Annotated in this window: 16 protein-coding genes; 7 read left to right on the top strand and 9 right to left on the bottom strand. The window is 68.3% G+C overall.

Translation table 11 applies throughout. The features are described 5' to 3' along the window. Positions 1 to 29: 29 nt before the first annotated feature. Genes ACWF0M_RS00830 through ACWF0M_RS00815 form a run of 4 tightly spaced genes read left to right on the top strand, consistent with a single transcriptional unit; the run spans position 30 to position 3,056 of the window. The gene (locus tag ACWF0M_RS00830) at positions 30 to 770 is read left to right on the top strand and encodes an amidohydrolase family protein (RefSeq protein ID WP_452233493.1); all 741 of its coding nucleotides are present in this window, start codon (positions 30 to 32) and stop codon (positions 768 to 770) included. After that, positions 767 to 1,519 (top strand): amidohydrolase family protein, encoded by a 753-nt coding sequence (locus ACWF0M_RS00825; protein WP_452233492.1) that lies wholly within the window; start codon positions 767 to 769, stop codon positions 1,517 to 1,519. Before ACWF0M_RS00830 ends, ACWF0M_RS00825 begins: the two co-directional genes overlap by 4 nt. Continuing rightward, complete coding sequence (locus ACWF0M_RS00820; RefSeq protein ID WP_452233491.1) at positions 1,516 to 2,304, top strand: SDR family oxidoreductase; 789 nt, start codon at positions 1,516 to 1,518, stop codon at positions 2,302 to 2,304. The genes ACWF0M_RS00825 and ACWF0M_RS00820 overlap by 4 nt, the downstream gene beginning before the upstream one ends. Beyond that, positions 2,301 to 3,056: an SDR family NAD(P)-dependent oxidoreductase gene (locus tag ACWF0M_RS00815; protein ID WP_452233490.1), complete on the top strand. Its 756-nt coding sequence runs from the start codon at positions 2,301 to 2,303 to the stop codon at positions 3,054 to 3,056. The genes ACWF0M_RS00820 and ACWF0M_RS00815 overlap by 4 nt, the downstream gene beginning before the upstream one ends. Here the strand turns inward: ACWF0M_RS00815 and ACWF0M_RS00810 are convergent. After that, positions 3,034 to 4,827, bottom strand: a complete 1,794-nt coding sequence (locus ACWF0M_RS00810; protein WP_452233489.1) for a copper resistance CopC/CopD family protein — start codon at positions 4,825 to 4,827, stop codon at positions 3,034 to 3,036. The two genes, ACWF0M_RS00815 and ACWF0M_RS00810, sit on opposite strands and share 23 nt — an antisense overlap. Positions 4,828 to 5,140: 313 nt before the next feature. On the opposite strand from ACWF0M_RS00810, the gene ACWF0M_RS00805 reads away from it, so the two are divergent. Continuing rightward, positions 5,141 to 5,806: a response regulator transcription factor gene (locus ACWF0M_RS00805; protein ID WP_452233488.1), complete on the top strand. Its 666-nt coding sequence runs from the start codon at positions 5,141 to 5,143 to the stop codon at positions 5,804 to 5,806. Next, the gene (locus tag ACWF0M_RS00800) at positions 5,778 to 6,887 is read left to right on the top strand and encodes a sensor histidine kinase (protein WP_452233487.1); all 1,110 of its coding nucleotides are present in this window, start codon (positions 5,778 to 5,780) and stop codon (positions 6,885 to 6,887) included. Before ACWF0M_RS00805 ends, ACWF0M_RS00800 begins: the two co-directional genes overlap by 29 nt. Before the next feature lie 8 nt (positions 6,888 to 6,895). Here the strand turns inward: ACWF0M_RS00800 and ACWF0M_RS00795 are convergent, their stop codons facing one another. From ACWF0M_RS00795 to ACWF0M_RS00775, 5 genes are all read right to left on the bottom strand, one after another. Then, positions 6,896 to 7,378 carry a hypothetical protein gene (locus ACWF0M_RS00795; RefSeq protein ID WP_452233486.1) on the bottom strand — a complete coding sequence of 161 codons (483 nt, stop codon included), beginning with the start codon at positions 7,376 to 7,378 and terminating at the stop codon, positions 6,896 to 6,898. A gap of 63 nt (positions 7,379 to 7,441) precedes the next feature. Beyond that, entirely contained in the window at positions 7,442 to 10,477 is a 3,036-nt protein-coding gene (locus ACWF0M_RS00790; RefSeq protein WP_452233485.1) for a multicopper oxidase domain-containing protein, read from the bottom strand. Between the two features lie 11 nt (positions 10,478 to 10,488). Next, positions 10,489 to 11,778, bottom strand: a complete 1,290-nt coding sequence (locus ACWF0M_RS00785; RefSeq protein ID WP_452233484.1) for a multicopper oxidase domain-containing protein — start codon at positions 11,776 to 11,778, stop codon at positions 10,489 to 10,491. Between the two features lie 16 nt (positions 11,779 to 11,794). Then, positions 11,795 to 13,054 carry a multicopper oxidase domain-containing protein gene (locus ACWF0M_RS00780; protein WP_452233483.1) on the bottom strand — a complete coding sequence of 420 codons (1,260 nt, stop codon included), beginning with the start codon at positions 13,052 to 13,054 and terminating at the stop codon, positions 11,795 to 11,797. A gap of 92 nt (positions 13,055 to 13,146) precedes the next feature. Further along, entirely contained in the window at positions 13,147 to 18,513 is a 5,367-nt protein-coding gene (locus tag ACWF0M_RS00775; RefSeq protein WP_452233482.1) for a hypothetical protein, read from the bottom strand. Between the two features lie 212 nt (positions 18,514 to 18,725). Between ACWF0M_RS00775 and ACWF0M_RS00770 the strand changes: the two genes are divergently transcribed. Continuing rightward, positions 18,726 to 19,526, top strand: a complete 801-nt coding sequence (locus tag ACWF0M_RS00770; RefSeq protein WP_452233481.1) for a COG4705 family protein — start codon at positions 18,726 to 18,728, stop codon at positions 19,524 to 19,526. Here the strand turns inward: ACWF0M_RS00770 and ACWF0M_RS00765 are convergent. From ACWF0M_RS00765 to ACWF0M_RS00755, 3 genes are all read right to left on the bottom strand, one after another. Further along, positions 19,499 to 20,875 (bottom strand): M1 family metallopeptidase, encoded by a 1,377-nt coding sequence (locus ACWF0M_RS00765; protein WP_452233480.1) that lies wholly within the window; start codon positions 20,873 to 20,875, stop codon positions 19,499 to 19,501. The two genes, ACWF0M_RS00770 and ACWF0M_RS00765, sit on opposite strands and share 28 nt — an antisense overlap. Before the next feature lie 97 nt (positions 20,876 to 20,972). Then, complete coding sequence (locus ACWF0M_RS00760; protein ID WP_452233479.1) at positions 20,973 to 22,031, bottom strand: LacI family DNA-binding transcriptional regulator; 1,059 nt, start codon at positions 22,029 to 22,031, stop codon at positions 20,973 to 20,975. After that, positions 22,031 to 23,152 (bottom strand): glycoside hydrolase family 172 protein, encoded by a 1,122-nt coding sequence (locus ACWF0M_RS00755; protein ID WP_452233478.1) that lies wholly within the window; start codon positions 23,150 to 23,152, stop codon positions 22,031 to 22,033. Before ACWF0M_RS00755 ends, ACWF0M_RS00760 begins: the two co-directional genes overlap by 1 nt. Positions 23,153 to 23,159: the final 7 nt, after the last annotated feature.

The raw sequence follows: 23,159 nt of genomic DNA, 5'->3' as shown, positions 1-23,159 counted from the left end.
CGGACCAAGACGACGATGGAGGAGAGCAGATGATCTTCGACATGCACATGCACATCGAGGAAGGGACCTCGCTGGGCTGGCAGGTGTCGGCCGGGGACTGTATCCGGGCGATGGACGAGGCCGGGGTCGAGCGGTCGGCGGTAATGACGCTGACCGACCTGCCGGGCCTCAACCCGCGCGGCCTGGAGCTGATCGCCGAGGCATGCCAGAGCTACCCTGACCGGCTGTACGGGTTCGTCCGGCTCAATCCGGCGTACCTGGAGACCTCGCGGCAACTGCTCAAGCGGGCCGTCACCGAGCTCGGCTTCAAGGGCCTGAAGCTGCATCCGGTGTCGACGCTGCAGCACCCTGGCGGGGCGGCGACGATCGACCTCATCCGGTACGCCGGTGAGCTCGGCGTACCGACGCTGTTCCACTGCGGCGACGAGCCGTTGAGTACGCCGCTGTCGATCGCGCAGGCGGCGGCCGCCTGTCCGGACGCGATCATCATCCTCGGCCACATGGGCGGGTACTTCCACGTCGACGAGGCGCTCGAGGTCGCCGAACGGTTCCCGAACATCGTCCTGGAGACCTCCGCGATGCCGTACCCGGACAAGATCCTGACCGCGGTCGAGCGACTCGGCGCCGAGCGGGTCGTGTTCGGCAGCGACGGACCGGTGAGCTCGCCCGCGCTCGAACGGCAGAAGGTCGTCGTCGCGGCACTCGGCGCCGAGCAGGCCGGACTGGTCCTCGGCGGCAACGCCGAGAAGCTCCTGGGGCTGGCGGCATGAGCATTGTCGACGGACTCGTCTACCTCGGGACCTCCCACTTCGGCTACGGCCAGGACGCCGCCACGGCGCTGGCCGGAATGGATGCCATCGGCACCGACGTGGCCGTTGCCGTTCCCGTGCACCCCCACCGCGGCGAGTTCCCGGCCGCGAACGATGCACTCGTGGCCGCCGCCGCGGACGCCGGTGGCCGGTTGATTCCGCTCTGCCGCGTCGATCCCTGGGAGGGCGACGACGCGGTCGCCGAGGTACGCCGTGCGGTCGCCGGCGGGGCTCGCGGGCTCTTCCTGCATCCGTCGGAGGAGCACTTCCGGATCAACGACGTACCGCTGGTCCGGCCGATCGTCGAGTGTGCCGCGGAGCTGTCGGTGCCGGTAATGGTTGCCGCCGGCTTCCATCTGTTCGCGGAGCCGCTGCAACTGGGTGCGGCTGCGGCCTGGACCCCGCAGAACTCGTTCGTGCTGACCAACGGCGGTCAGTTCAACATCTCCGGGCTGTCCGGGTTCGACGCCGAACTCGCGCTCGCCAACACCAACGTCCATGTGCAGACGAGCGCGATGTACCGCGAGGATTTCCTGGAGGGCGTGGTGGCCAAGTTCGGGCCGGAGCGGCTGCTGTTCGCCACCGCCGCTCCCCTGTTCACGATGAAGTACGAGCGCCTGCGGGTCGACCTGGCGCACTTCGGCGACGCCGAGCGCGAGCTCGTCCTCGGCGGCAACTCCGCCCGGATCTTCGGCGGGGTGAGCGCGTGACCGCGGAACCGATCAGGACCGCCGGCGTGCCGATCGCGGCGCTCGACGGACTCACCGCGCTGGTGACCGGTGCGGCCAGCGGTATCGGCGCTGCCATCGCGATCGCGTACGCCGAGGCCGGGGCGCGGTTGTGTCTGGCCGACCGCTCCGATGGGCCGGCACTCGACGCCGTGCGTGATCGATGCGCCGCATTCGGCCATGACGTGGTCGCCGTTCGGGCCGACGTGTCCAAGGAGCCCGACGTCAAGCGGATGTTCAGCCAGGCGCGGGACGCACTCGGAGCTGTCGACGTCGTGGTGAACAACGCGGGCATCCTGACCGAATCGCCCGTGCTCGGCATGCCGACGGCGATGTTCGACGAGATGCTCGCGGTCAACCTGCGCAGTGTCTTCCTGTGCTCGCGGGCCGCGCTGCCGCCGATGCTCGAGGCCGGCTTCGGCCGGATCATCAACATCGCGTCGCAGGTCGGTCAGCGCGGTGGGGCCGGGCTGGCGCACTACGCGGCCGCGAAGGCCGGTGTCATCGGCTTCACGAAGTCGCTGGCGCGCGAGGTGGGTGGCACCGGGGTCACGGCGAACTGCATCGCCCCCGGCCCGATCAACACACCGCTCGGCGGCACACTGTCCGACGAATGGACGCGAACGCTGATGGCAGAACTGCCGTTGAAGCGATCCGGCGAACCCTTCGAGGTCGCACCGACAGCAGTCCTGCTGGCCAGCGAGCCGGGCGGCAACCTCTACACCGGCCAGACCCTCGGCCCCAACAGCGGACACGTGATGCTGTGAAGGCTCTACTCGTCACAGGAGCGGCCAGCGGCATCGGCCGCGCAACGGCTCTGAGCGCGGCATCGGCCGGGTACGCGGTGGCGGTCGGCACCTTCGCAAACGATCCGTACGACGCCGGCGCGGTGGTCGCCGACATCACCGCGTCCGGCGGCAGCGCCTTCGCCGTACCTGCCGATGTGCGTGACTCCGACGCATTGGTCGCGGCGGTGAATGCGACGGTGACGCAGTTCGGGCGGCTGGATGCGGTGGTGGCCAACGCGGGCGTGCTCAAGCTGGCGCCACTCGAGGTGCTGCAGGACGAGGACTGGCAGCGGATTCTCGACATCGATCTGACCGGTGTGATGCGGACGGTCCGGGCCGCCGTACCAGTGCTGTCTCCGCAGGGCGCGATCGTGGTGGTGTCGAGCATCGCGGGCGCGGCGGTCGGGTGGGCCGGCCACACGCCGTACACCTCGGCCAAGGCCGGGCTGATCGGGTTCGTCCGCAGCGCGGCGCTCGAGCTCGGCCCCCGCGGGCTCCGGATCAACGCGGTCCTACCCGGGGTGATCGAGTCACCCCAGTCACTCGACCCGGTGAACTCGGGCGGCCCGGCCGGCCTCGAACGGTCGGCGCCAGTGATTCCACTCGGCCGGGTGGGTCAACCGGCCGACGTTGCCGACGCCGTCCTCCTCCTCCTGTCCGATGCGGCCCGCTACATCACCGGTCAGTCCCTCACCATCGACGGCGGCCTCACCGCAGCCTGGCCGAGCTGAGCGTCCGAAGACGCCTTCGCCTTCGCCAACCACCAGCGAGGCCGCGGCGATGGCGGTGGACGAGTGCGGCTGCGGTGACCAGCGCTAGTACGGCGATTGTTGCCGCGGCGGCGTTTGTCCATGGTGTTAGTGGACTGTCCGAGACGACGACAGTGCGCGGTGCAAGGCCGCTCGGCACGGCCCAGGTTCCGGTGATGGTGGCGGGGCCCGGGTGGTTGCGTACGGCCACGATCCGGAGTGGTAGGTCGCCGGTTGCGTCAACGTCCACTGCGGCCTGCCACCGTGAGTCGCCCCCGGCGGCGCCTTGGGTACGCCTGAGCACGATTCCGGTCGTTGTCCCGAGGTCGGCCGTCACCGCCGCGACCGGTCCAGGGGCCGGCCGTCTGCTGCTGACCACGTCCACCAGCAGGAGGCCGCGCCCGGGTGCGTTCGGTGCCAGCGCTACCGTGACCAGCAGATCGCCGACCTGGTACGTCGTTCGCGTGGCGACCGGCTCCGGCTTGCTGAACTGTGGACCACGCGCCGGCGGACTCACCGCCAGCACCATCGCGAACAGCAGCACGCCGAGGCCCAGCAAGGCCGTAACCGCCTGACCACGGGCCGTCGGAGTCTTCGGCTCGGCCAGCCATCTGGTCAGCCAAGGATGCAACCGACGGGCGTGCCGGAGACCGAGAGCCATCACCGCCGCCACGACCGCGAGCTTCACCAACAGCGCCCTGCCGTACAGCGTGCCCAGCGCCGCATCGACGGTGGCGACCTGGCGCCCCGCCAACAGGAGACCGGTCACAGTCAGGACGGCAACGCAGCCCGCGGCCACCGGCCCGAACGCCTTCCAGAGACGCAACGCTTGCCCGCGACGCTCACCCAGCTGGCCGGTCAGGACGCCGAGGACAAGGAGTCCGCCGATCCAGGCAAGCCCGGCGGCTTGGTGGACGGACAGCACCACGAGCGACGCCGGGCCGCCTTGAGCGTGGCTGCTCGCCGATCGCAGCACGATGTCGGCAAACAGGAGAACGACGAGCAACGACGTACCTGCGGTTCCTGCTGGAGCACCCCGCACGCGCCTGATCAGTACGACGAGCACTCCGAGCAGGGCCAGTTCGCGCAACGTCCAGCGCGTCAACTGGCCTGAATCGACGAGGATCGCCAACCCCGACCCCGAGGTCTGTGCTTCCGACAACTGCCGACCGCTGCGGACCAGGGACGTGAAGAGCGACAGAAACCCGAACGCAACCGCCAGCCTGGCCATGGTCGCCACCGCCGGCTCGGGCAGCGTGGGCTCCGGGCGCCGGGCCAGCGTGGTGGCGAGGAACGCCCAGCCACAGAGGACCGAGGTGGCAGCGAGATCCATCCAGCCGAGTACGACGTCGAGAGCCGTCGCCGCAGGACCCGTGACCGAGCGAGCCGGTTGACCGGTCGAGGTCGCCGCCAGACCGACCCCGAACACCAACGTGCCCTGCAGCCGGTGCAAGTCGTACTTCGACACGACGCTCCAGCGCAGCTCGTACACCGAGCGCGGCAAGGCCGGGAACCCGGACACGATCACGTGGATCCCGCGGTCCGCGATCCGGGTGGTTCCCAGCGGAACGGCCTTGCCGTCGCGATCGGACAACGAGATCTCGAGGCCGGCCTCGGTCGGGGGCTCGGAGAACCACAGGTCGAGCTGCCGGGGTGCCGTCTGCACGGTCTGGCCGTCTTCCGGAGTCGACCGGAGCAGCACGGGATGCGCCTGAGCGACCCCGCCGGAGGCAACCCACACCACAGCGGTCACCACCAGCAGCATCGCCGCCGTGACCCACCGACGGTGCCGACGGGCTCGCCTACCCAGTGTGACCCTACCCAGTGTGACCGCGCCCACGGTCTCCCCCCTCGGACACGAACTGCGGTGTTCGAGAGCATCCACCGCGGGAAGCCCGAGGGACACCGAAATGACGAGATTCTCATCCGACTGTCATACCGGGACAGAGCAGAAATGCCGCGCCGTAGGCCTTCCCTCTGGCGTCACCCTGAGTCAGTATGTCCTTGGGTTCGGGGGCGGACGCGATGACGGATGCGCGATGCCGCGTGACCGTCATGGGGGGAACATGACAACGATTTTGATAGTCGACGACGAGCCGGAAGTGGTGCGATTCGTCCGGCGCGGGCTCGAGGCCGAGGGGTACCGGGTCCTCACCGCGACGGACGGCGGCGACGGGTTGCGGACGGCGCTGACCCGCCGGCCGGAGCTGATGGTGGTGGATCTGCGGATGCCCGAGGTCGACGGCGAGGCGGTGATCGCGGCCGTGCTGGTGAGCAGCCCGGAGACCCGGATCCTGGTGCTCTCGGCGGTCGCCGACGCGGAGGCCCGCGTTCGTTGCCTGGAGCAAGGAGTCGACATCCTGCCGAAGCCGTTCACGATCCGTGAGCTGCTGGCCAGGGTGCGGTTCGGGCTGCGGGACGCGGCCGGCAAGCAGTCCCAGGACCTCGTCCTGCGGGTCGGTCAGATCCTGCTCGACATCCGGACCCGCAGGTTGCGGGTCGACGGCAACGAGGCGGCCCTGTCGGAGCGCGAGTTCCTGCTGATGCAGCACTTGATGCGCAAACCGGACAAGGTCTGCTCCCGCAGCGAGCTGCTGTCGGCCGTGTGGGGCTACGACTTCGATCCCGCGACCAACGTCGTGGACGTCTACGTCCGCCGGCTGCGCGGCAAGATGACGCGCGATGTGATCCAGACGGTGCGCAATGTCGGTTATCAGCTTCAGAGCGCGTGAGAGCGCGCCGGCCTGGCTCGGCCGGTTCCGGACCGGCAATCTGACGCCGGAGTGGTACCGCGTGATCGACGGCCTGCTCGCCGTCTTTGTGGTCGCGATGCTGGCGCTGATGCAGGTGATGGTCGGGCGGGAGGTGATCCCGTACCATCTGCTGTTCCTGGGCCTGACGCTCGTCTACGGTTTTCGCGTCTGGCCGCTGAAGCCGACCGTGCTGGTCACCTTCGCGGTGACCGCGACGACCGGCTGGATCCTGGTCAGCCACCAGTTGCAGGACGGCTCCAGCCGCGCCGAGTGGGCCGAGATTCCGCTGATGCCGTTGCTCTTCCTGGCCATGGTCTGGCATGCCCGCCGCCGGGTCGCCGCGCAACAGCAGGTCGAGCTGATGGCCGAGGAGCGGCTGGCCGTCTTCGAACGTGAGCGCGAGTTCTTCCGCGAGGCGTCCCACGCCATGCGGACACCGGTGAGCATCGCCGTCGGGCACCTCGAGCTGCTGGAGCCGATCCTGACCGATGACCCGGAGTCGGCCGTGGACTACGCGGTCGTCGTACGGCAGATGGATCGGCTGTCCGCCTTGTCGACCCGGCTCCTCGCACTGGCCAAGCTGGATTCCGGCCGGGCACTCCGGCATCAGGAGGTCGACCTCGGGCGCCTCTTCGCCGGCATCGGAACCAACTGGTCCGAGAGCGCCGACCGGGACTGGCGACTCGACGAACCGGCCGCCGCCACGATCACGGCCGACGCGGACTGGCTCGAACTGGCCGTCGACGCCCTGATCGAGAACGCTGTCCATTTCACGCTGCCCGGGGACCGGATCCGGCTGTCCGGCACGATCTCCGGCCCCTGGTACGTGATGAGTGTGGCCGACTCCGGGCGCGGCATCCGCGCCGCCGACCTGCCGCACGTGTTCGAGCGTTTCTGGCACCGCCCGCCGCCTTCGGTCGCCCCGATGGGCAGCGGGCTCGGGCTGCCGATGGCCCTGGCCGCCGTCCGTGCGCACGGCGGCCGGATCATCGTGTCGGTGGCTCCCGAGGGCGGTGCGCTGTTCGAGATCCTGCTGCCTGTCCAGGCACCGGCGGACTGACGCCGCCGTCACAGGACAGGCGCGTGCGGCAGGACGAGATTGCCGACCTGGACCGACGCCTTCTCTCCGTGCCGCAGCGCTCCCTTGGTGTTCTGGTAGACGAGGTAATAGGTCTGACCGGCCCGTAGCGAGTGTCCCTGTTTCATCACCGACACCCGCTTGGTCCCTCCGTCCCGCGCCTCGCTTCGCAGTTCGGGCGGGTGCTGGACGTCCGACTGGAACCGGGTTGCCTTCTCGCTGTCGAGGACGACGTACGTCAAGGTGATCAGGCCGCCGTCCCCGACGACCGCGATCCGGCTGAAACGTACGCCGTACTGCTGCTCGATCGCTGTGCTCTGGGGGAATGTGCCGGCCGCATCGGCCGACGACCACACCCGCAGCCCTACCAGGATCCCGACGACGAGCGCGATCGCGAGCACGGCTGCCAGTACGACCAGGCGATTGATGCGCCGCGGTCGCCCGACGTCCGAACGGACTGTTGTCTCCAGCATGTCTGTCCCCTCCCCTGGACGCGCCCGGGGCCTCGAGCGGTCGAGGCCCCGGTCGTCGTACTCCTACGGCATCGTGAATCGGGTCGAGTTGAAGGTGTCGAAGTACGCCTGTCCGGACGAGCTGGTGCTCATCCCGGCCGACACCCCGAGCCAGGTCGTCTCGATCCGCAGCGTGCTGGTGTTCCCGGTCTGCAGCGACCGGCTCACGCCGTCGACCAGCAACCGCAGCGACCCTGCTGTGGTGCCGGTGGCCGGGCCCGACGTCCAGTCGACCTGCAGCGTGTGGGTGCCTGGCGTGAGCGTGAACCACGCTCCCGTGAGCGTCCCGCCCGCAGTGCGGTCCATGAGGGTCCGAACTTGCGCCGAGCCGGCTGTGAACCGGTACTCCAGCGCGAACACCTGCCCGTTCGCAGCCGTCCGCGTCTGCAGCAGACTCAGAGCGGTGGTCGCGTTCGTGCCCGACGTCAGCGTGTTCCGGTTGAACACGAACCTGGCGTGGTACGACGTCTCCGCCGTGGGCGTGTTGTCGGTCAGGTACCCGGCCCCCGGAAGGGTGACCTGCAACCCGCGCAGGCTGCCCGGCTCCAACGTCCCCGGAAGGGCGGACGTCGTCGTGTTGGCGACGCCACCCGTGCTCGAGCTCCAGAAGCCGAAGCCACCGGACTCGAAGTCGTCGGAGAAAATCCGGTTCGGCCGCTGGACCGTGACGGTGGTGTTGACCGCCTTGCTCCAGTTGCCGGCCAGGTCCTGGACCCGCAGGTTGAACACCTGGTTGCCCGGGGCAACAGATGCGAGCGGAACGGTGACCTGCACCTTGCCTGCCACCACGCTCACCGGCACCGAGATGCCCTTGCCGACACCCGGATCGGTAGTTCCCAGCCAGTACTCCGCCTTCGCGATCAGGGAGGCATCGGTGACCGGTGCGGTCAGGGTCAGGGTGTCCGCCCCGCCGCTCGGGTTCGGTGCGGCGGTCAGTGCACCGAGCACCGGCGCCGTCTTGTCGACCACCAGGTTCACCGCGAACAGTGCGCCCCAGTTGCCGGCGGCGTCCTGACCACGGACGTAGACATGATGCGTGCCGTCGGCCAATGCCCTGACCTGGGTGAGCGGGATCAATCCGTAGAAGGTCTCACCCGTCGAGTCGAGCTTCCCGTCCACCGGCAGCATCTGCAGGCCGGTCCCGCCGACCGGGTTCGGAACGGTCGGATCGAGGAACGCCTCGGCGTCGACCAGCAGACTTTGCGCCGCACCTCCGGCGTCCTTGTCGGTGATCTCGGCCGACACCAGCAGGTTGCCCGGGTTGCTCTTGTCGGCCAGTACGCCGTTGGTCGGGTTCGGACCGACCGCGGCCGCGTCGACCGCCGGACCGGTGACATCGATCGGCAACGGGATGTCCAGCGGCGGGCCCCACAGCCCCAGCGAGTCCTTGCTGTGGACCAGCACATGATGCATGCCCTCGGTGAGGGTCTGCAGCACGGCCGGCGTCAGGTCGACGTCCTCGGACACGACCGTCGCGCTCCGGTTCAGCGTGAGCGGCGTACCGGTGCCGTCGGTCCCGGCGGTGTCGAGGAAGTACTCCGCCGCGGTGATCACGCCGCCGGCGTCGGAGTCGTCCCCGGTCGCGGACACGCTGACCGCGACGGTGGTGTTGGCCGGTACGTCGGCGATCGATCCGTTGATCGTCTGCGGACCGGTCTTCGGCAGGTTGAGGATGACCGAGCCGACGACGCCCCAGTTGCCGGCGGCATCGAGTGCCCGGACGAATACGGTATGACGGCCCGCGTCGAGCGCGGCCAGCATCGCCGTCGTGATGCTGCCGGTGGCGCCCGTGACGCTGACACCACTGGCCGGCAGGCTCATCGGCGTACCGAATCCGGGGCCGACGGTGACCGCGTCGTCGATCACGAACTCGGCCTGCGTCACCGCCGAGCCGCCGGTGGTCGCGTCGCTGAGGTCCGCGGTGATCGTGACCGGCACCTGCCCGGTCGATGGGTTCGGAGCCAGCCGGAGATGGGTCGAGACCGGTCCGACGCCGTCCGTGCTCGGTGGCGGCGCGTTGGTGTCGAGGAACGTGATCATGCCGCCGAAGGCGAACTGCGCCGGATCGGCGGTGTGCTGCGCGTTGTTGTCGAGATGCCGGGCGGTCTCGTAGAGCGCCAGTTTGGCCTCGGGGCCGGTCGGCATCGTCACCAGTGCGTCCAGCGTCTGGCCTGGATCAATGCTCTCGGCGGCAACCGTGGTGCTGTAGTGCGCCGGATGGCCGCCCTGCGCGATCTCCGTCTGCAGTCCGCCGAGCACCGTCATCGGATGGGTCAGCGAACCGGCGTTGACGTACCGGAGCAGAACCGTGTGTCCCTGGTCGGTCGCGACCGGATCGCTGGCAGGGAACGGCTTTCCGTTGATCAGCCGGTATTTCGGGCTGAACTTGCGGAGGTCGAATCCGGCCGGGTTCGCGTTGAAGGCAGGGTCGATCTCACTCAGTACGACGAGCGCGTCGTCGTCGTACTGGCTTGCCGGGTAATCGGCGGGCTGGGTCCCGTACGCCGTACCGTCCGACGGCAGGACCACGAACGCGCCGGCCAGGCCCATCGCCGTCTGCCGGGCGCCACCGCTCGTGTGTCCGGCCTCGTAGAGGAACGTCCCCGCCCTGGCAGCCGTGAACGTGTAGGTGCGTGTGCCCGTAGCGATCCCCGCGGTGTCCTCGCCGCCCGCCGGCAACGCCTGCCCCGGGAACGCCAGCGAGACGGTCTGCCCGGCGAGCTGATTGTGCAGGGTGACGGTCACCTGGTCGCCCTGGTGAACAACCATGGCCGGCCCCGGTGCGGTGGCCGAGCCCGCGGCACCGGTCGAGGAGAATCCCCAGATCGGTACGGCGGTACCCAGTACGGTCGTCGTACCGGCCATCGCGTAGAGGTCACAGGCGGCCGTCCCGGTACCGAAGGTGCACCCGCGTGGGGTGAGCTTGCCGACGGCAACCGATGCGCGCGACGGCAACTGCTTGACCGGCGGCGCCGCGGCGACGGACACCGGTACGAGCAGCGCAGTGGCGAGAGCCATGGCCGCGATACCCACGGCAGCGGCCCGAAGTCTGTTCGTCATCGTCGAGGTCCTCACTGGCTCGCACAGCCGGCGGGCGGATCGATGCGGAAGACCGTCATCATGCCGCCGAAGGCTGCCCCGTAGTTGGTCGCCTGCTCCAGCGCGTGGCTGTGCGCGATGTGGTAGTACTCGCCACATTCGTTGTTCTGGGTCAGGTTCGAAGGCACCGGGTTCTTGGTGCCCAGGTAGCCGCTCTCCGAGAACCAGGTGTCCGGCCCGACCAGCAACTGGTCGGTGATCGCCGGGAGCTGGGTCGGGATCGGGTTGGTGGTCGCGTTCCAGTGCTCGACGTCGCGCCAGTCCATCAGGACGTCGAGCGTCTGCCCGGGCCCGACGTCGAGGTCGTACTTCTGGTACGACAGGTCCTGTCCGGTCGGGCCTTGCAAGGCATGGCCGTCACGGTTGATGACACGTTCGTCGCTGCCGTGCGGGTGGAACGGGTAGTTCACACTGCCGGCGTTCAGGTAGCGGATCGTGGCGGGCAGCGGGTTGGTAGCCGCGTCGTACGGCTTGATGTGCACGAGGGCGCCGTACGGCTGACCCGGAAGCCAGGGCGCGTTGTTCGGTGCCAGAGTGTCCGGCATGCTGCGGCCGTTGATCATGAAGTAGCGCGACTTCGACGCGTTCACGTTGACCGGCTGGTTGCGTTCGACCGCGAGATGTACGTCGGGATCGATCTCGGACAGCAGGTACACGTATTCCTTGCCGTTGGCAAAGGCCGAGTCGGGCCGGTCGTTCACCTGGTTCGGGTGACCGGCCGGCCGGACGACCAGCGCGCCGTACAGGCCCATCTGGAGCTGCTTGTCGACGTCGGTGCCGGTCTCGTAGAGGTAGGTGCCGGGGCTTCCGGCGGTGAAGGTGTAGGTGACGGAGCCGTCGCCCGCGTCGGCGGACTGCACCAGCGAGGTCAACGAGCCGCCGGAGTCGAACTGCGGCTGGGCCGGATTGCCGTTCGCCTTCACCGACTGCTGACCGGGAAAGACGATCGAGGTTGCCTCGGGCAATTTGTTGTGCAGGATCACGGTGACCGGGCGGCCGGACTCGACACACAACGTCGGACCGGGCAATTGGAACCCGCGCTTGCTGTTGCCGTAGGTCCACATCAGGATCGAGTTGCCGTCCGGCGTTGCGACGTACCCGTCGCTCGCCGTCAGCGAGAAGGTCTGGTTCGCGTCGGTGTCGCAGAGGAGCCCTTCGGACATCTCCGCGGCGGACGCCTGGGTACGCACCACGAGCGGCAGCGACACCAGGACGGCGGCCGCCGTCAGTGCCAGTGCCCGTTGGATCGAGAGTCGTTTCATCGGATCATCGCCCCCGTCACGCGTTCGCCGCGGTCTGCGCGGGATAGGTGCCGGGTGCGCCGACGACGATCTTCGTCATCATGCCGCCGTACCCGGCGCCGCCGCCGTTGTCGAGATAGGAGTACTTGCGGTCGTAGAGCAGGTACTCCCCCGGTCCGGGCGCGACGAAGATCGCGTCGCGGCTCTCACCAGGCCCGACCTCGACCAGGTTCGTGGTCAGGTAGTTCGTCGTACCGTCGCGGCCCTTCAGCAGGCTGGCGTCCTTCGCGATCACGGTCAGGTCGAGGTTGTCCACCGTCATCGCGTGGTTCTGGTAACCGAGGTTCGACATCCGCAGCAGCACCCGGTCACCCGCGTTGCAGCGGATCAGCGACGAGATCGGCTGGTACTGCAGCCGGCCCGCCGACGTACTCAGCGGGTCGCCGTTCGGGGCGATCGTGTCGGGATACGCGCGGCCGTTGAGCAGCCAGAAACTCGGATCGTAGTCGGTCCAGTCGTTCACCTGGATGTGCGCGTCCCGGTAGTGCGACGCCGACCACAACTCGGTCAGCATGAACGCGAACTCCCGGTCGTATGCCGTCGACCCGTCGCCGTCGTTGTAGGCGTACCGCTCCCCCGGCTGCAGCGGAGTACGGTTCTGGGCCGGCCGGACGAACACCATGCCGGTCATGCCCATCTGGACGTGCTCCACGTCTTCGAAGTGACAGTGGTACATGTACGTGCCGGCGTCGTGCGGCCGGTAGAAGTAGGTCAGATCCCGCCCGATCGGCACGGCCAGCGAGAGCTCCGGTACGCCGTCGAACAACGGGATCGCGTTGACGAACCCGTGCCAGTGCAGGGTGTGCCCGTCGAACAGGTCCGGCCGCTGGGCCAGGCCGAGGTTGGTGAGCGTCAGGTAGACGTCGTCGTCCTCGTCGAACGCCATCATCGGCGCGCTGACCTGCGCCTTGCCGCGCTGCGCGGCGACCAGGTTCGAACTCATCCCGGTCACGTCGCGGAAGCCGAAGACGTAGGTGTTGAACGGACTCGGTGCGAGCGGGTCGGGGAAGAACGGCGGGTCCGGCGGAGCATCGCCGGGCATCCCGACCCATCCGTCGGTGCCGACCAGGTGGACCTGCTTCAGCGGGTGGGCGGCAGCCGCCGCCGACCGGTCGGGTGCGGCCAGTACGGCGCCGCCGGTGAGCAGACGCCCACCGAGGACCGCGCCGCCGACGGCACCCGCGCCGGTGAGAAAGGAACGCCGCGTCAATCCACGCGACGTGGAGATATCGGTCACTGGAGTTCTCCCGTTGCTGTTGCGGTACAGGCAGATCGAGGCAGAAAGTGCGGCCCGCCGGAGGGGTATGGGGAATCGGCGGGCCGCACTGCTCACGGCGTCATCTGGTCGGACCCGGCGTCGTACCGGCGTTGAGTACCGGCACCGGTCGGCCGGGGCTGACCGTCGATGTCCGGGCTCGGCGCGGTCACCGTGTAGCTGAACCCGTTGGCGGCGGTTCCCCACCGGACAACGGTGTTCGCCGCGCCCAGGCCCCGCGCCGACGAAGCCGGCGTGGCCGTGGCCAGGTGGAAGTCGCCCATCAGGTCCGGCGGCAGCAGTTCGGCCACCACCACGGCCTCCCGGAATGCCGGGTAGGTCCGGACGGACAAGATGTTCACCGCCACCTCGTACGGCGACACGAATCCCGGATCGACGCTTGCGTTCGTCGCGTCCGGAGCCGTCCCGGTCAGGTCCTGCAGCACCGTGTGGGTAGGTGTCAGCAGCGCCCCCGGGACATCGGCTGCGCCCATGTCCCAGTTGTTGACCGAGTTCGCCGTACCGTCCGGCAGCTGCCCGCCGATTCCGTAGACGTACCCGCCGCTGAAAGAGCCGGCCCGGTTGTCCCAGAACACGTCGTTCAGCAGCGTCGGCTTGCTGAACTCGGTCGCCGCCAGAGTCTGCGAACCGGAGAACAGCGTTGTATTGCGCAGCCTCGCCTGCAAGGGGTCGCTGTTCGCCGCGGTGGACAGACCGGCCGGAGCCGGCTGACCGTTGCTGGTCACGGCCGAGGCCGTGGTCAGGTTCTTCGTGATGGTGTTGTTCACGATGTTCACGAAGACCGCGTCGTCCAGCGCCAGGCCGCCGCCCTCGTGGGCCGACACGTTGTCCGCGATCGTGTTGTTCGTGATCGCGATGGTCTGCGGATCGGACCGGGAGATGTGCGATCCACTGACCTGCAGCAGCCGGATCCCGCCGCCGTCGTCGTTGGCGAGGTTCGCCTGGATGACGTTGGCGTCGATCGTAACCGGACCGGAGCCCGGCGACAGTGCCGTCGGCGTGGCCGGCAGCTCACCCGCGATCATGATGCCGCCGCCCTCGTCGTACGACGCGTTGAACCAGACCCGGTTCCGCGTGATCGAACCGCCGGTGCTGCCGCCGGGATTGGCCATGTAGCCGAAGGCCGTCAGCGCACCGCCGTACTCGGCGGAGAAGTTCCCGCACAGAGCGTTGTCGGTGACCTGGTAGCCGTCGCTGCCGGTGAACAGTCCGACCCCGCCGGCCAGGTTGGTTCCGCCGTTGTCACGGATCTGGTTCCGCGCGATCACCGGATCGTAGTTCCGGTTGTCACCGACGTACGGCGTACCGATTCGGACGCCACCGCCGTACGAGCCGCCGTTGCCGTGGATGACGTTGTCGGTCACCTGTAGGCCGCGGACGTTGGAGTGCACGTAGACACCGCCGCCCTGCGTGATCAGGGCACCGGCCGCGCCGTACGGCGTGCTCACGGCTCCGGTCAGCACGTTGGCGTTGCCAGGGATGTCGGCCTGCGCCCCGCCGGTGATGCTGAGCCCGTCCAGAGTGACCGGCCAACTGGTCGGCGTGAATCCGGCGCGGGCCGGGTCGTCGAGCACTGTCACCACCGCCGCGTCCGGGACTGCCGGGGCGCCCGAGTACGTCAGGCTGCTCAGCAGGTTGACCCAGGCGGTGCCGTTGGGGTTGTCCAGGTTGAAGCCCGCGCCGTCGAGGATCGAGCCCGGTACCCAGGTACCGGCCGAGTCGAAGCCGCCCGGGCCGACGCCCTGGATGCGGACCTGGTGATGCACGATGACGTTCTCGTTGTAGTCACCGTGTGGGTTCGTGCTGGTCTGCGCGTTCGGCCAGACCACCACCAGCCAGTACGGGCGCAGGCGTGTCGGCGTGGCTGCCTCGAGTGCGGCCTGCACGGTCTTGTACTGCTTGGTCGGACCGACCTCCGCGATCAACGGGTTGCCCGCTGTCGTGCCGGCGAGCAACGGAACGCTGATCCCGAGCACCTGAATCGTCAGTCCGTTCACGCTCGTCTTGCCGTTGTGCCCCGTGATCTGGAGTACGGCGGCGCCGAGTGGGAACAACGCCGGCACCGTGAACGTGATGCTCTTGTCGGTCCAGTTGGTCACGGCCATCGTCGTACCGTTGAGTGTCAACCGGTCCGGAGCTCCGGAGGCTCCGAAGCCGAACCCGGTGACCGTGATCGACCGGTTCGCATCGCCCCGGCGGATGTACGGCCTGCTGACGGACAGCAGTTGCGGCACGGATGCCCCGAGATCACAGATCGTCGGGTTGACCGTGGTCGTGTCCGGTGCGAGGACCGTTGCGGCCACCTGGGTCGGCGCCTCGTCGGTCACCGTGTAGAGACCGGGCCAGGCCTGGAAGTTGGTGGCGATCGTTCTGAATCTGGAGTTGTAGTCCGGGTTCAGCGCACCGGGCTGACCTGGGTCGTTGCCCACGAACCGGTACATGTTGGGGCACGGACCGGCCGGCAGCGGACAGTTGTACGTGCCGGTGGACGGCTCCAGGCCCTCGTAGAGTCCGTTGAAGTCGGTGTGCAGTGTGTCGACCAGGCGGCCGGACCAGTCGTAGAGTCCGACCGGCACGAACGGCAGGCCCTGTGCCTCGCCGTAGTTGACGCTGCGCTTGTCGAGCGTCAATCCGAGGTCGTTCAGCGTGATCCCCCAGAAGTGCGTCGGGATCGGGACATCGGTGAACAGGTTGAAGTTGGGTGCCGTTGCCTGGTTCGCCCGCAGGCCGACCAGCTTGTCACCGCACAGCGGGCGCTCGTACCCCTGGAACGGGCTGCCGCCACCGGCGTTGAACGCCTCGTTGGTCACGTTGACCGTGTGCAGTGCTCCGGCGCACGGCGAGATGATGCCGGCCTGTTGCGACGGCGGCTCGGCCGGTGGTGTCGGTGTCGGGTCGGGCGGTCCCGCCGGGTCGTTGGCCTGTGCCGGGGTCGTCGGCGGGTAGTTCTCCTGCGGAAGGTACGTGTCGCCGTCGAAGACGTTCACGTCCTCCTCGGACGTGACCTTGTACATCGGCTTGCCGTCGACCGGGTCGTTCGGGATGTCGACCGAGACGATGTAGTCACGCGCCGGGAGGTCCTGCTCCTGACCGGCGGGCAGCGGCGCGTACAACGCGAGCCCATCCGGGTTGTGGACGGTGTCCGTCGGCGGATAGAGGTTGATCTTCGACGTGGCGAAACCGTAGTTGCCGTTGACCGTCTGGGCTCCGCCGGCACTGTCGCTCGCGCCCACTGCGACGCCCATCATCGGCGACTCGACGCACAACCGGTTTTCGGCCGTGCCGAAGGCCGGCAGCGCCTGCTGATCGGTCAGCACCTGGCCGTTGTACATCCGGGCCGTGCAGCCACGCGGCGGCGCCCACTCCTCCGACGTGTAGGCGTCCTGCACCTCGGGACCCTTGACGAATGCGCCGTACTTCGGGTTGTCGACCAGCCCACCGTTGCCGTCCGAGATCTGCTTGGGCTCGGTCTCGTACCCCTGCCGGCAGAGCTCGGCCGGTGTCGTGTCCGTACAGGCCTTCGGCAGGTAGAGGCGGACCGGGATCCCCGGGATGCCGGGCTGGTAGGGCTCCGTCGCGGCCATCGCCGGGTCGAGCTCGTTGCGGGTGGTGTCGTAGGTGACGGTGCCGACGATGCCGCCGTTCGTGCCGGGATCGTACGGTTGCACGCCCCAGTCGATCCGGCCGCGCAGTCCGATGATCGGCAGGAAGTTCAGGTCGACCAGGCTGCCCAGCTGGGTGGTGGCCTTCGGTTCGTTGGCCCCTTGATAGGTGATACCCGTGGTCTTGTACCGGGTGTTGAACGCCTCCAGGACGAGCCACTTGCCCAGCGGGTAGGTCTCCTTGACGTCATAGTTGCCATTGGCATCGGTTGTGGTGGTGTTGGTCGCCTGGTCCATCAGCGAGTTGTCCCGCTCCCGGACCGTCAGACCGAAGCCCGGTACGGCGCGCTCACCGGTGTCCCGCTTGCCGTTGCCGTTGGCATCGACGAACACCGACCCGGTGATGTGGGTGAACCAGCCGACCAGCATCTTGTTGCCGACGTCGGTCACGCCGCCGTCGTGCACCTCGACGTTGACGCTCCACAGGATGTAGTCCTGGTCGTCGTCCCACATGCTCAGCTGGTAGGTGCCGTCCGGCACGTTCTTGATGTCGAAGCTGCCGTTCGCGGCGCCGCGGCCGACGTACACGGCCGCGTCACCGGCGTCGAGGTCGGACAACGCGATCCAGGGGTACGGAATGGGGCCGTCGGACTTGGCTCCGGCGAAGCCACCCGGTTCGGCGACCTGGCCGTTCTGGCCACCGACGTACGGCAGGCCGGCGATGACGACACCCTTGACCTCGCCGGTCGGCGTCGTACCCGCCGGCGGAGTCAGTGCCTGGGTGTGGACGAAGCCGAACTGGACCGCGGACACCGGTTCGGCGCCGCGCAACTGCTCGGTGTCGAAGCCGGTCTCGCCTTCCTGCTGCCAGACGTCGTGGTCGTGGCCACCTTCCAGCGTGGTCGTCTGGACCCACTGGCCGGTCTGTGCCGCGGGCGGCGCGACAGTCGCCGCGTACCGGTTCGGGCCGAGGTTGGGAATGACGATCTGCCCGGTGGCGTCGCTGACGCATCGGCCGGTGGAGTGGGCCGTGTCGACGATCGGCTTGTTGTTGCCGTCGAACAGCATCGCGCCGGTGCCGTTGGCATTCGCGTGCTGGTACACGGTGCACAGCGGGTTGCCGTAGTAGTCGGTGCTGACCAGACCGAGAACGTCGGACAGGGTCGCCGTGAAGCCGGCGAGTCCCTGCTCGGCGTCCGCCTCGTAGGTGGCGTCCACGGGGAGGTTGTCGTTGAACACCTGCAGGCGCAGCGTGGTCAACGGCAGCGGCGTCGGGTTCATCCGTACGTCGGTGTGCGTCGTCGTACCCGAGGTGATGGTGAAGTGCTGTCCGTCGATCTTGAACCCGTCCGCGGTCACGGAGATCAGGTACTTGCCCGGCGGCAGGTTGCCCAGTGCCGTGCTGTCGTTCAGGTCAGCTTCAGTGCCCTGGGCAACGATCGGGGCGAAGCCCGAGGTCGGACGGGTCGACGGCCACGGGCAGGTGTCCGCGAAGTTCGGGTCGGACGAGCCGCCGGGCGCGGTGGCCGGCAGACATCGATCGATCAGCTGGTTGGCCCGGGTGCCCGGGTCGCCGGTGTCGTCGACGTTGATCAGCCACTTGTAGTGCGGCACCGGATCGTTCTCGTGCACGAATCCGGGACCTGAGTTCACCGACCGGGCGCTGGCCACGTGCAGGGTCAGGCTTCCCGGACCGGCCGCGCTCGCGGGCGCCGCGGTCCTCGCCAGTTGCCCCACCGACAGCAGCGCCGCGATCAGACCCAGTCCCACCAGCATCCGCAGCCATCGCCGCGGCACGGAGCTCCGATAATGCGTCACAACCCCTCCCCCACTTGCCCACCCACGCGCGTCCTGGAGACGTCACGCCGTCAGCGGCAACAGTGCGGCACCGGGCGCACCCGTCGGCGCGGATGACAGAGGTTTCATCCAGCTCTCACGAACCCCGCCGCGCAGCGAACCACCGATGACACTTCCCCGTCATTGAGCGCACTCAGGTGGTTTTCAGGTTGCGGACATTAGGTTTCGGGCCTATGCAGATACGAGTGTTCTCGGCTCCGAAGGTTCCCGCGGTCTTCCTGATGTTCTGGGTGGTCAAGCTGCTGACTACCGGAATCGGCGAGACAGGCTCGGACTTCCTCGGCACCGTCAGCATCCCGTTGGCCGCCGCGATCGGGGTCGGTGGCTTCTCCGTCGCTCTCTACCTGCAACTGAAGTCCGAGACCTACCACCCGGTGCGGTACTGGTCCACCGTCCTCAGCGTCGCCGTTTTCGGCACGATGATCGCTGACGGACCGCATGTCGCGCTCGGTACGCCGTACTGGTTCGACTCCATCGTCTACCTCGTGCTGCTGTGCGGCCTGCTGATCTGGTGGCGGCGCAGCGAGGGCACCATCTCGGTGCACTCCATCACCACCGCCCGGCGCGAGCGGTTCTACTGGGGCGTCGTACTGATGACCTTCGGCCTCGGCACCGCGGTCGGCGACGCCACCGCGATCGACTTCGGCCTGGGCTTCACCTGGTCGATCCTGCTCTTCGCCGTACTCATCGTGGTGCCGCTCGGCCTGCGGAAGCTCGGTCTGAACGTCACGGTCGCCTTCTGGGCGTCGTACGTGCTGACCCGACCGCTCGGCGCATCAGTCGCCGACTGGCTCGGCAAGGGCACCCACGACGGCGGCGTCGGCTGGGGCACCGGCTCCGTCACAGCGATCGGCCTGCTGCTCTTCGCGGCGCTCGTTGCCTACCTGACCATGACCCACAGCGACGTCGACCACGCGGCCACCCACGCCCGCGACGCGGCTGATCGTCAGAGCGTTGGCTTGCCTGGCTGGTAGAGCCAGGTGTGGAAGAACGTGCCGAGGTCGCGGTGGGTCAGTCGCTCGACGAACCGGATGAAAGTCTGCGTCGAGACGTTTCCGTGCCGGTAGGTCGCCGGCCACTGCCTGAGCAGCTGGAAGAAGGCGGGGTCGCCGATCTTCACGCGGAGCGCCTGCAACGTCATCGCGCCGCGGGTGTAGACCAGGTCGTCGAAAATGTGATCCCGCCCGGGGTCGGCCACCGCGCCACTCCAGTCATTCTCGTCGGCGTACGCCTCCGCGAAGCTCTGTGCGACCGGGATGCCGTTGAACTTCTCCTGGTAGAGCCACTCCGAGTAGGTGGCGAAGCCTTCGTTCAGCCAGATGTCCGACCAGTGCACGGGAGTGAGGCTGTCGCCGAACCATTGGTGGCCGAGTTCGTGGGCGAGCAGGTCGCCGTCGACGCGGCTGGTGCGTTGGTCGTACACCGGTCGGCTCTGCGTCTCCAGGGCATAGTGGACGCCGACGTCGGCGAGGATGCCGCCGGTCGAGCCGAACGGATAACGCCCGTACAGCGACGACTCCCACTGGACGATCTGCGCGGTGGTCTGGTTGAACACCTTGTCCTGACCGGCGATGGAGTCGATCGACTGACCGATCGCGGTGATGTTCGGGAGGCCGTCGGCCGTCGCGCTGCGGGTGACGTTGTACTTCCCGATCGCGATCATGGCCAACTCGCTCGCCATCGGCTGGTTCATGTGCCAACGGAAGGTGCTTCGGCCGTTGTGCGTGGTGGTCGGTCCTGGTTCGCCGTTGGCCAGCACGGTGAGTCCGGTCGGCACGGTGATGGTCTGGGTGTACGTCGCCTTGTCGTCGGTGGTGTCGTTCACCGGGTAGTAGGTCGCCGCGCCGATGGGCTGGTTGAGTGCGACCGCGCCGTCCTTGGTCGCGACCCAGCCGGAAAGGCCCAGCGCAGGGTCGTCGACCTTCTGCGGAACGCCTGCGTAGGTCACCGAGACGAGGAAGGTGCTCCCCCGCCACAGGCCGTGCCGCGGAGTGATCACCAACTCCTGCGCACCGCTGCGGGCGAACGACGCCTCGAGCCCATTGACCGAGAGCTTGCTGATCTTCAGCGGTCCCTGGAAATCCACGTCGAAGCGGGAGAGATTCTGCGTGGCTCTGGCAAGGATCGTCGTGGTCGCGGTGATCGCCTTGGTCTTGGGGTCGAACGCGAGCCGGATGTCGTAGTGGCTGACGTCGTAGCCGCCGTTGCCCATGTCGGGGAAGTACGGATCCCCGGCTCCCGGTGCGCCAGGCGAGAACTGCGCCACTCGTCCGGGCGCGGCACTCGCCGTCAGGTTGGTGCCGGCCACCAGTCCAAGGGCCAACGCGCAGACGATCAAAAGGCAACCACGGCGTCCCACAATTCCTCCTCGCAGTCCTCAACGACCCGCACGACCAGCTGATTATCGCCTGGAACCAGTGTCAAGGGTTGATCTGGGCGACGGACTCGCGGACGACTACCGGGCAAGGTAGCGACGTCGGGTGTGTCGAGCGGTACCACGAGGTGCTGCTGCTCTGGATGAGCCGGGTCAGGGTGGCCACCGCCCAGGCTCCCATCTCGTAATGCGGCAGGGCGACGGTGGTGAGCGCCGGGTAGACACTGGCCGCGATGGGCGCCTGGTCGTCGAAGCCGACGATCGACACATCGTCCGGAACGCGCAGGCCGAGCTCCTGGACCGCGCGGTAGGCGCCCATCGCCATCCGGTCGTTGTAACAGAAGATCGCCGTCGGCCGATCGTCGCGATCGAGCAGTTCGAGGCTGGCCGTGTATCCGCCGCCGGCCTCCGAGACACCCGAGGCGATCAGCTGTTCGTCCCGCGGGATACCTGCCTGCTCGAGACCGCGGAGGTACCCGACCAGGCGGCCCTGGGTGGCCGGAACCTCGATGCTCGAGTCCGCGAACGCGATCCGCCGATGCCCGGCGTCGGCCAGCAGGGCAACGAGATCCGCCGCCCCACTCGCCTCGTCCGGCAGAACAGCGGGTACGACGCCTTGCCGGTCCAAGGCTCCTATCAACACCGCCGGGACCGCGCGCAACTCGCGCGGCACCGACACCTCGTGGTGGAAGACCGTGGCGTAGATGATGCCGTCCACCTGACGCTCGATCAGCGCCCGGGCGTCGGCGCGGCGGGCGTCCGCGCCGGCGTCGAGATGCGAGTTGATGATCGCGAGGGTGAGGTTGTGCCGGCTCGCCTCTTCCTGCGCGCCAAGGATGATCCGGCCGGCGTGCGGGGTGGTCGCGATCTCCTCGGTGAGCAGCCCAATCATGTCCGACGCGCGGGTCCGCAGCCCGCGGGCGAGCCGGTTCGGGGTGTACCCCAGGTCCCGGGCGACCGATCGCACCCGGTCCCGGGTCGCCTCACTCGTGCGCGTGTGCGGAGTCTCGTTGAGCACATGCGAAACCGTCGTGACGGACACCCCCGCGGCGCGCGCGACATCCCGGATCCCCACCTTCGGCACAACCACATCCTCGTCAGCCATTACTCGTCCCAAAGGCCATGTTCCGGCCATCGTCGCGGTAGCCGTTCCTCGACCGGTGGCAGCTCGGCATGCGGCGCGTGCTCGCCCAACTGGTACCAGTAGGCGACGCTCGAGTAGTCGTTCCCCTGGTCGTTGGCGTGTCCGTGCTCGATAGACACCCGCAGGCTCTTCTCGAACCGGACCGGGTCCTCGATGTGCCAGCGGAACATGCTCCACAGCCCGAAGTGCTCCTGCGGGCTCGCACCGAGCGTGATGCCGTGGTACGGACCGGCGTACTCCCCACTCGGGAATCCCCACGCGGCACCGAAGTAGTCCTCCGTGCCGGTCCCGTGCAGGGACGGCGGCCAGACCTCCCCGTCGATGAAGAACATGTCGTCGCCCTCGCCCGGCCAGGTGAACACCTGGTTGGACGCGTCGAAGTTGTCGATGCTGAGCACGCAGCCAACGTAATGCCCCGTGCCGGTCGCATCGAGGATCACGTAGTTGTCGTCCCCGGTCAGATTCGTCCCCGGCAGGTCCCACGGCGCCGGGTTCTCCAGATCAGAGGCGTGCCGTACGGCGGTCGTCGGCTTCTCCTGCCGGTAGTACGCGTGGAACCGCGCGACGTCGTCCGGGATCGGCTGCTCGTTGAGCTCGTAGTCGACGTAATAGAAGAGATTCTCGATCGGCTGATCGCTCTCGTTGCGGATCTGGATCCGCGCGTGACTTCCGAACGGCATCGGGAAGTAGGAGTTCATCGCCGCCGCGAACGGCCCCTTCGGACCCCGCCGCGGACCGAACACGGCGTTCAGCGGCAGGGAGATGTAGTGCTTCGCGACCGCGTGCCCGACCCCGAAGAAGTCGCCGAGCGGCGCCCGTACGCTCGGGTTCTCCTCCCCGTCCCAGAACATCTCGATGACGAGCTTGCGCAGGTACTTCTCCGAGTAGCACCGCGTGGTCAGCCAGATGTGCTCGATGCGTCCGGCCCCGCTGATGTCGGCGATCACGAAGGTCTCCCCTGCGGGCACCACCGCGAAGTCCCGGTTGCCGCCACTGCGGTCCCAGCTCGACTCGCGCCGCGACCGGCCGGACTTCACGTGGGCCAGGCCGCCGAGCGGGCTGTTCGGTTGCCAGAATTCCATATCTTCT

The sequence above is a fragment of the Kribbella sp. NPDC055110 genome (genome assembly GCF_053607525.1).
Note: the sequence above shows the minus strand (reverse complement) of the source record. Positions and strands in the feature narration are given on the sequence as shown.

Bases quoted from the DNA above. Each gene is read 5' to 3' on its own strand.
- ACWF0M_RS00830 (WP_452233493.1), top strand. From the start codon at position 30: ATGATCTTCGACATGCACATGCACATCGAGGAAGGGACCTCGCTGGGC.
- ACWF0M_RS00825 (WP_452233492.1), top strand. From the start codon at position 767: ATGAGCATTGTCGACGGACTCGTCTACCTCGGGACCTCCCACTTCGGC.
- ACWF0M_RS00805 (WP_452233488.1), top strand. From the start codon at position 5,141: ATGACAACGATTTTGATAGTCGACGACGAGCCGGAAGTGGTGCGATTC.
- ACWF0M_RS00800 (WP_452233487.1), top strand. From the start codon at position 5,778: ATGTCGGTTATCAGCTTCAGAGCGCGTGAGAGCGCGCCGGCCTGGCTC.
- ACWF0M_RS00795 (WP_452233486.1), bottom strand. From the start codon at position 7,378: ATGCTGGAGACAACAGTCCGTTCGGACGTCGGGCGACCGCGGCGCATC.
- ACWF0M_RS00790 (WP_452233485.1), bottom strand. From the start codon at position 10,477: ATGACGAACAGACTTCGGGCCGCTGCCGTGGGTATCGCGGCCATGGCT.
- ACWF0M_RS00785 (WP_452233484.1), bottom strand. From the start codon at position 11,778: ATGAAACGACTCTCGATCCAACGGGCACTGGCACTGACGGCGGCCGCC.
- ACWF0M_RS00770 (WP_452233481.1), top strand. From the start codon at position 18,726: ATGCAGATACGAGTGTTCTCGGCTCCGAAGGTTCCCGCGGTCTTCCTG.
- ACWF0M_RS00760 (WP_452233479.1), bottom strand. From the start codon at position 22,031: ATGGCTGACGAGGATGTGGTTGTGCCGAAGGTGGGGATCCGGGATGTC.
- ACWF0M_RS00755 (WP_452233478.1), bottom strand. From the start codon at position 23,152: ATGGAATTCTGGCAACCGAACAGCCCGCTCGGCGGCCTGGCCCACGTG.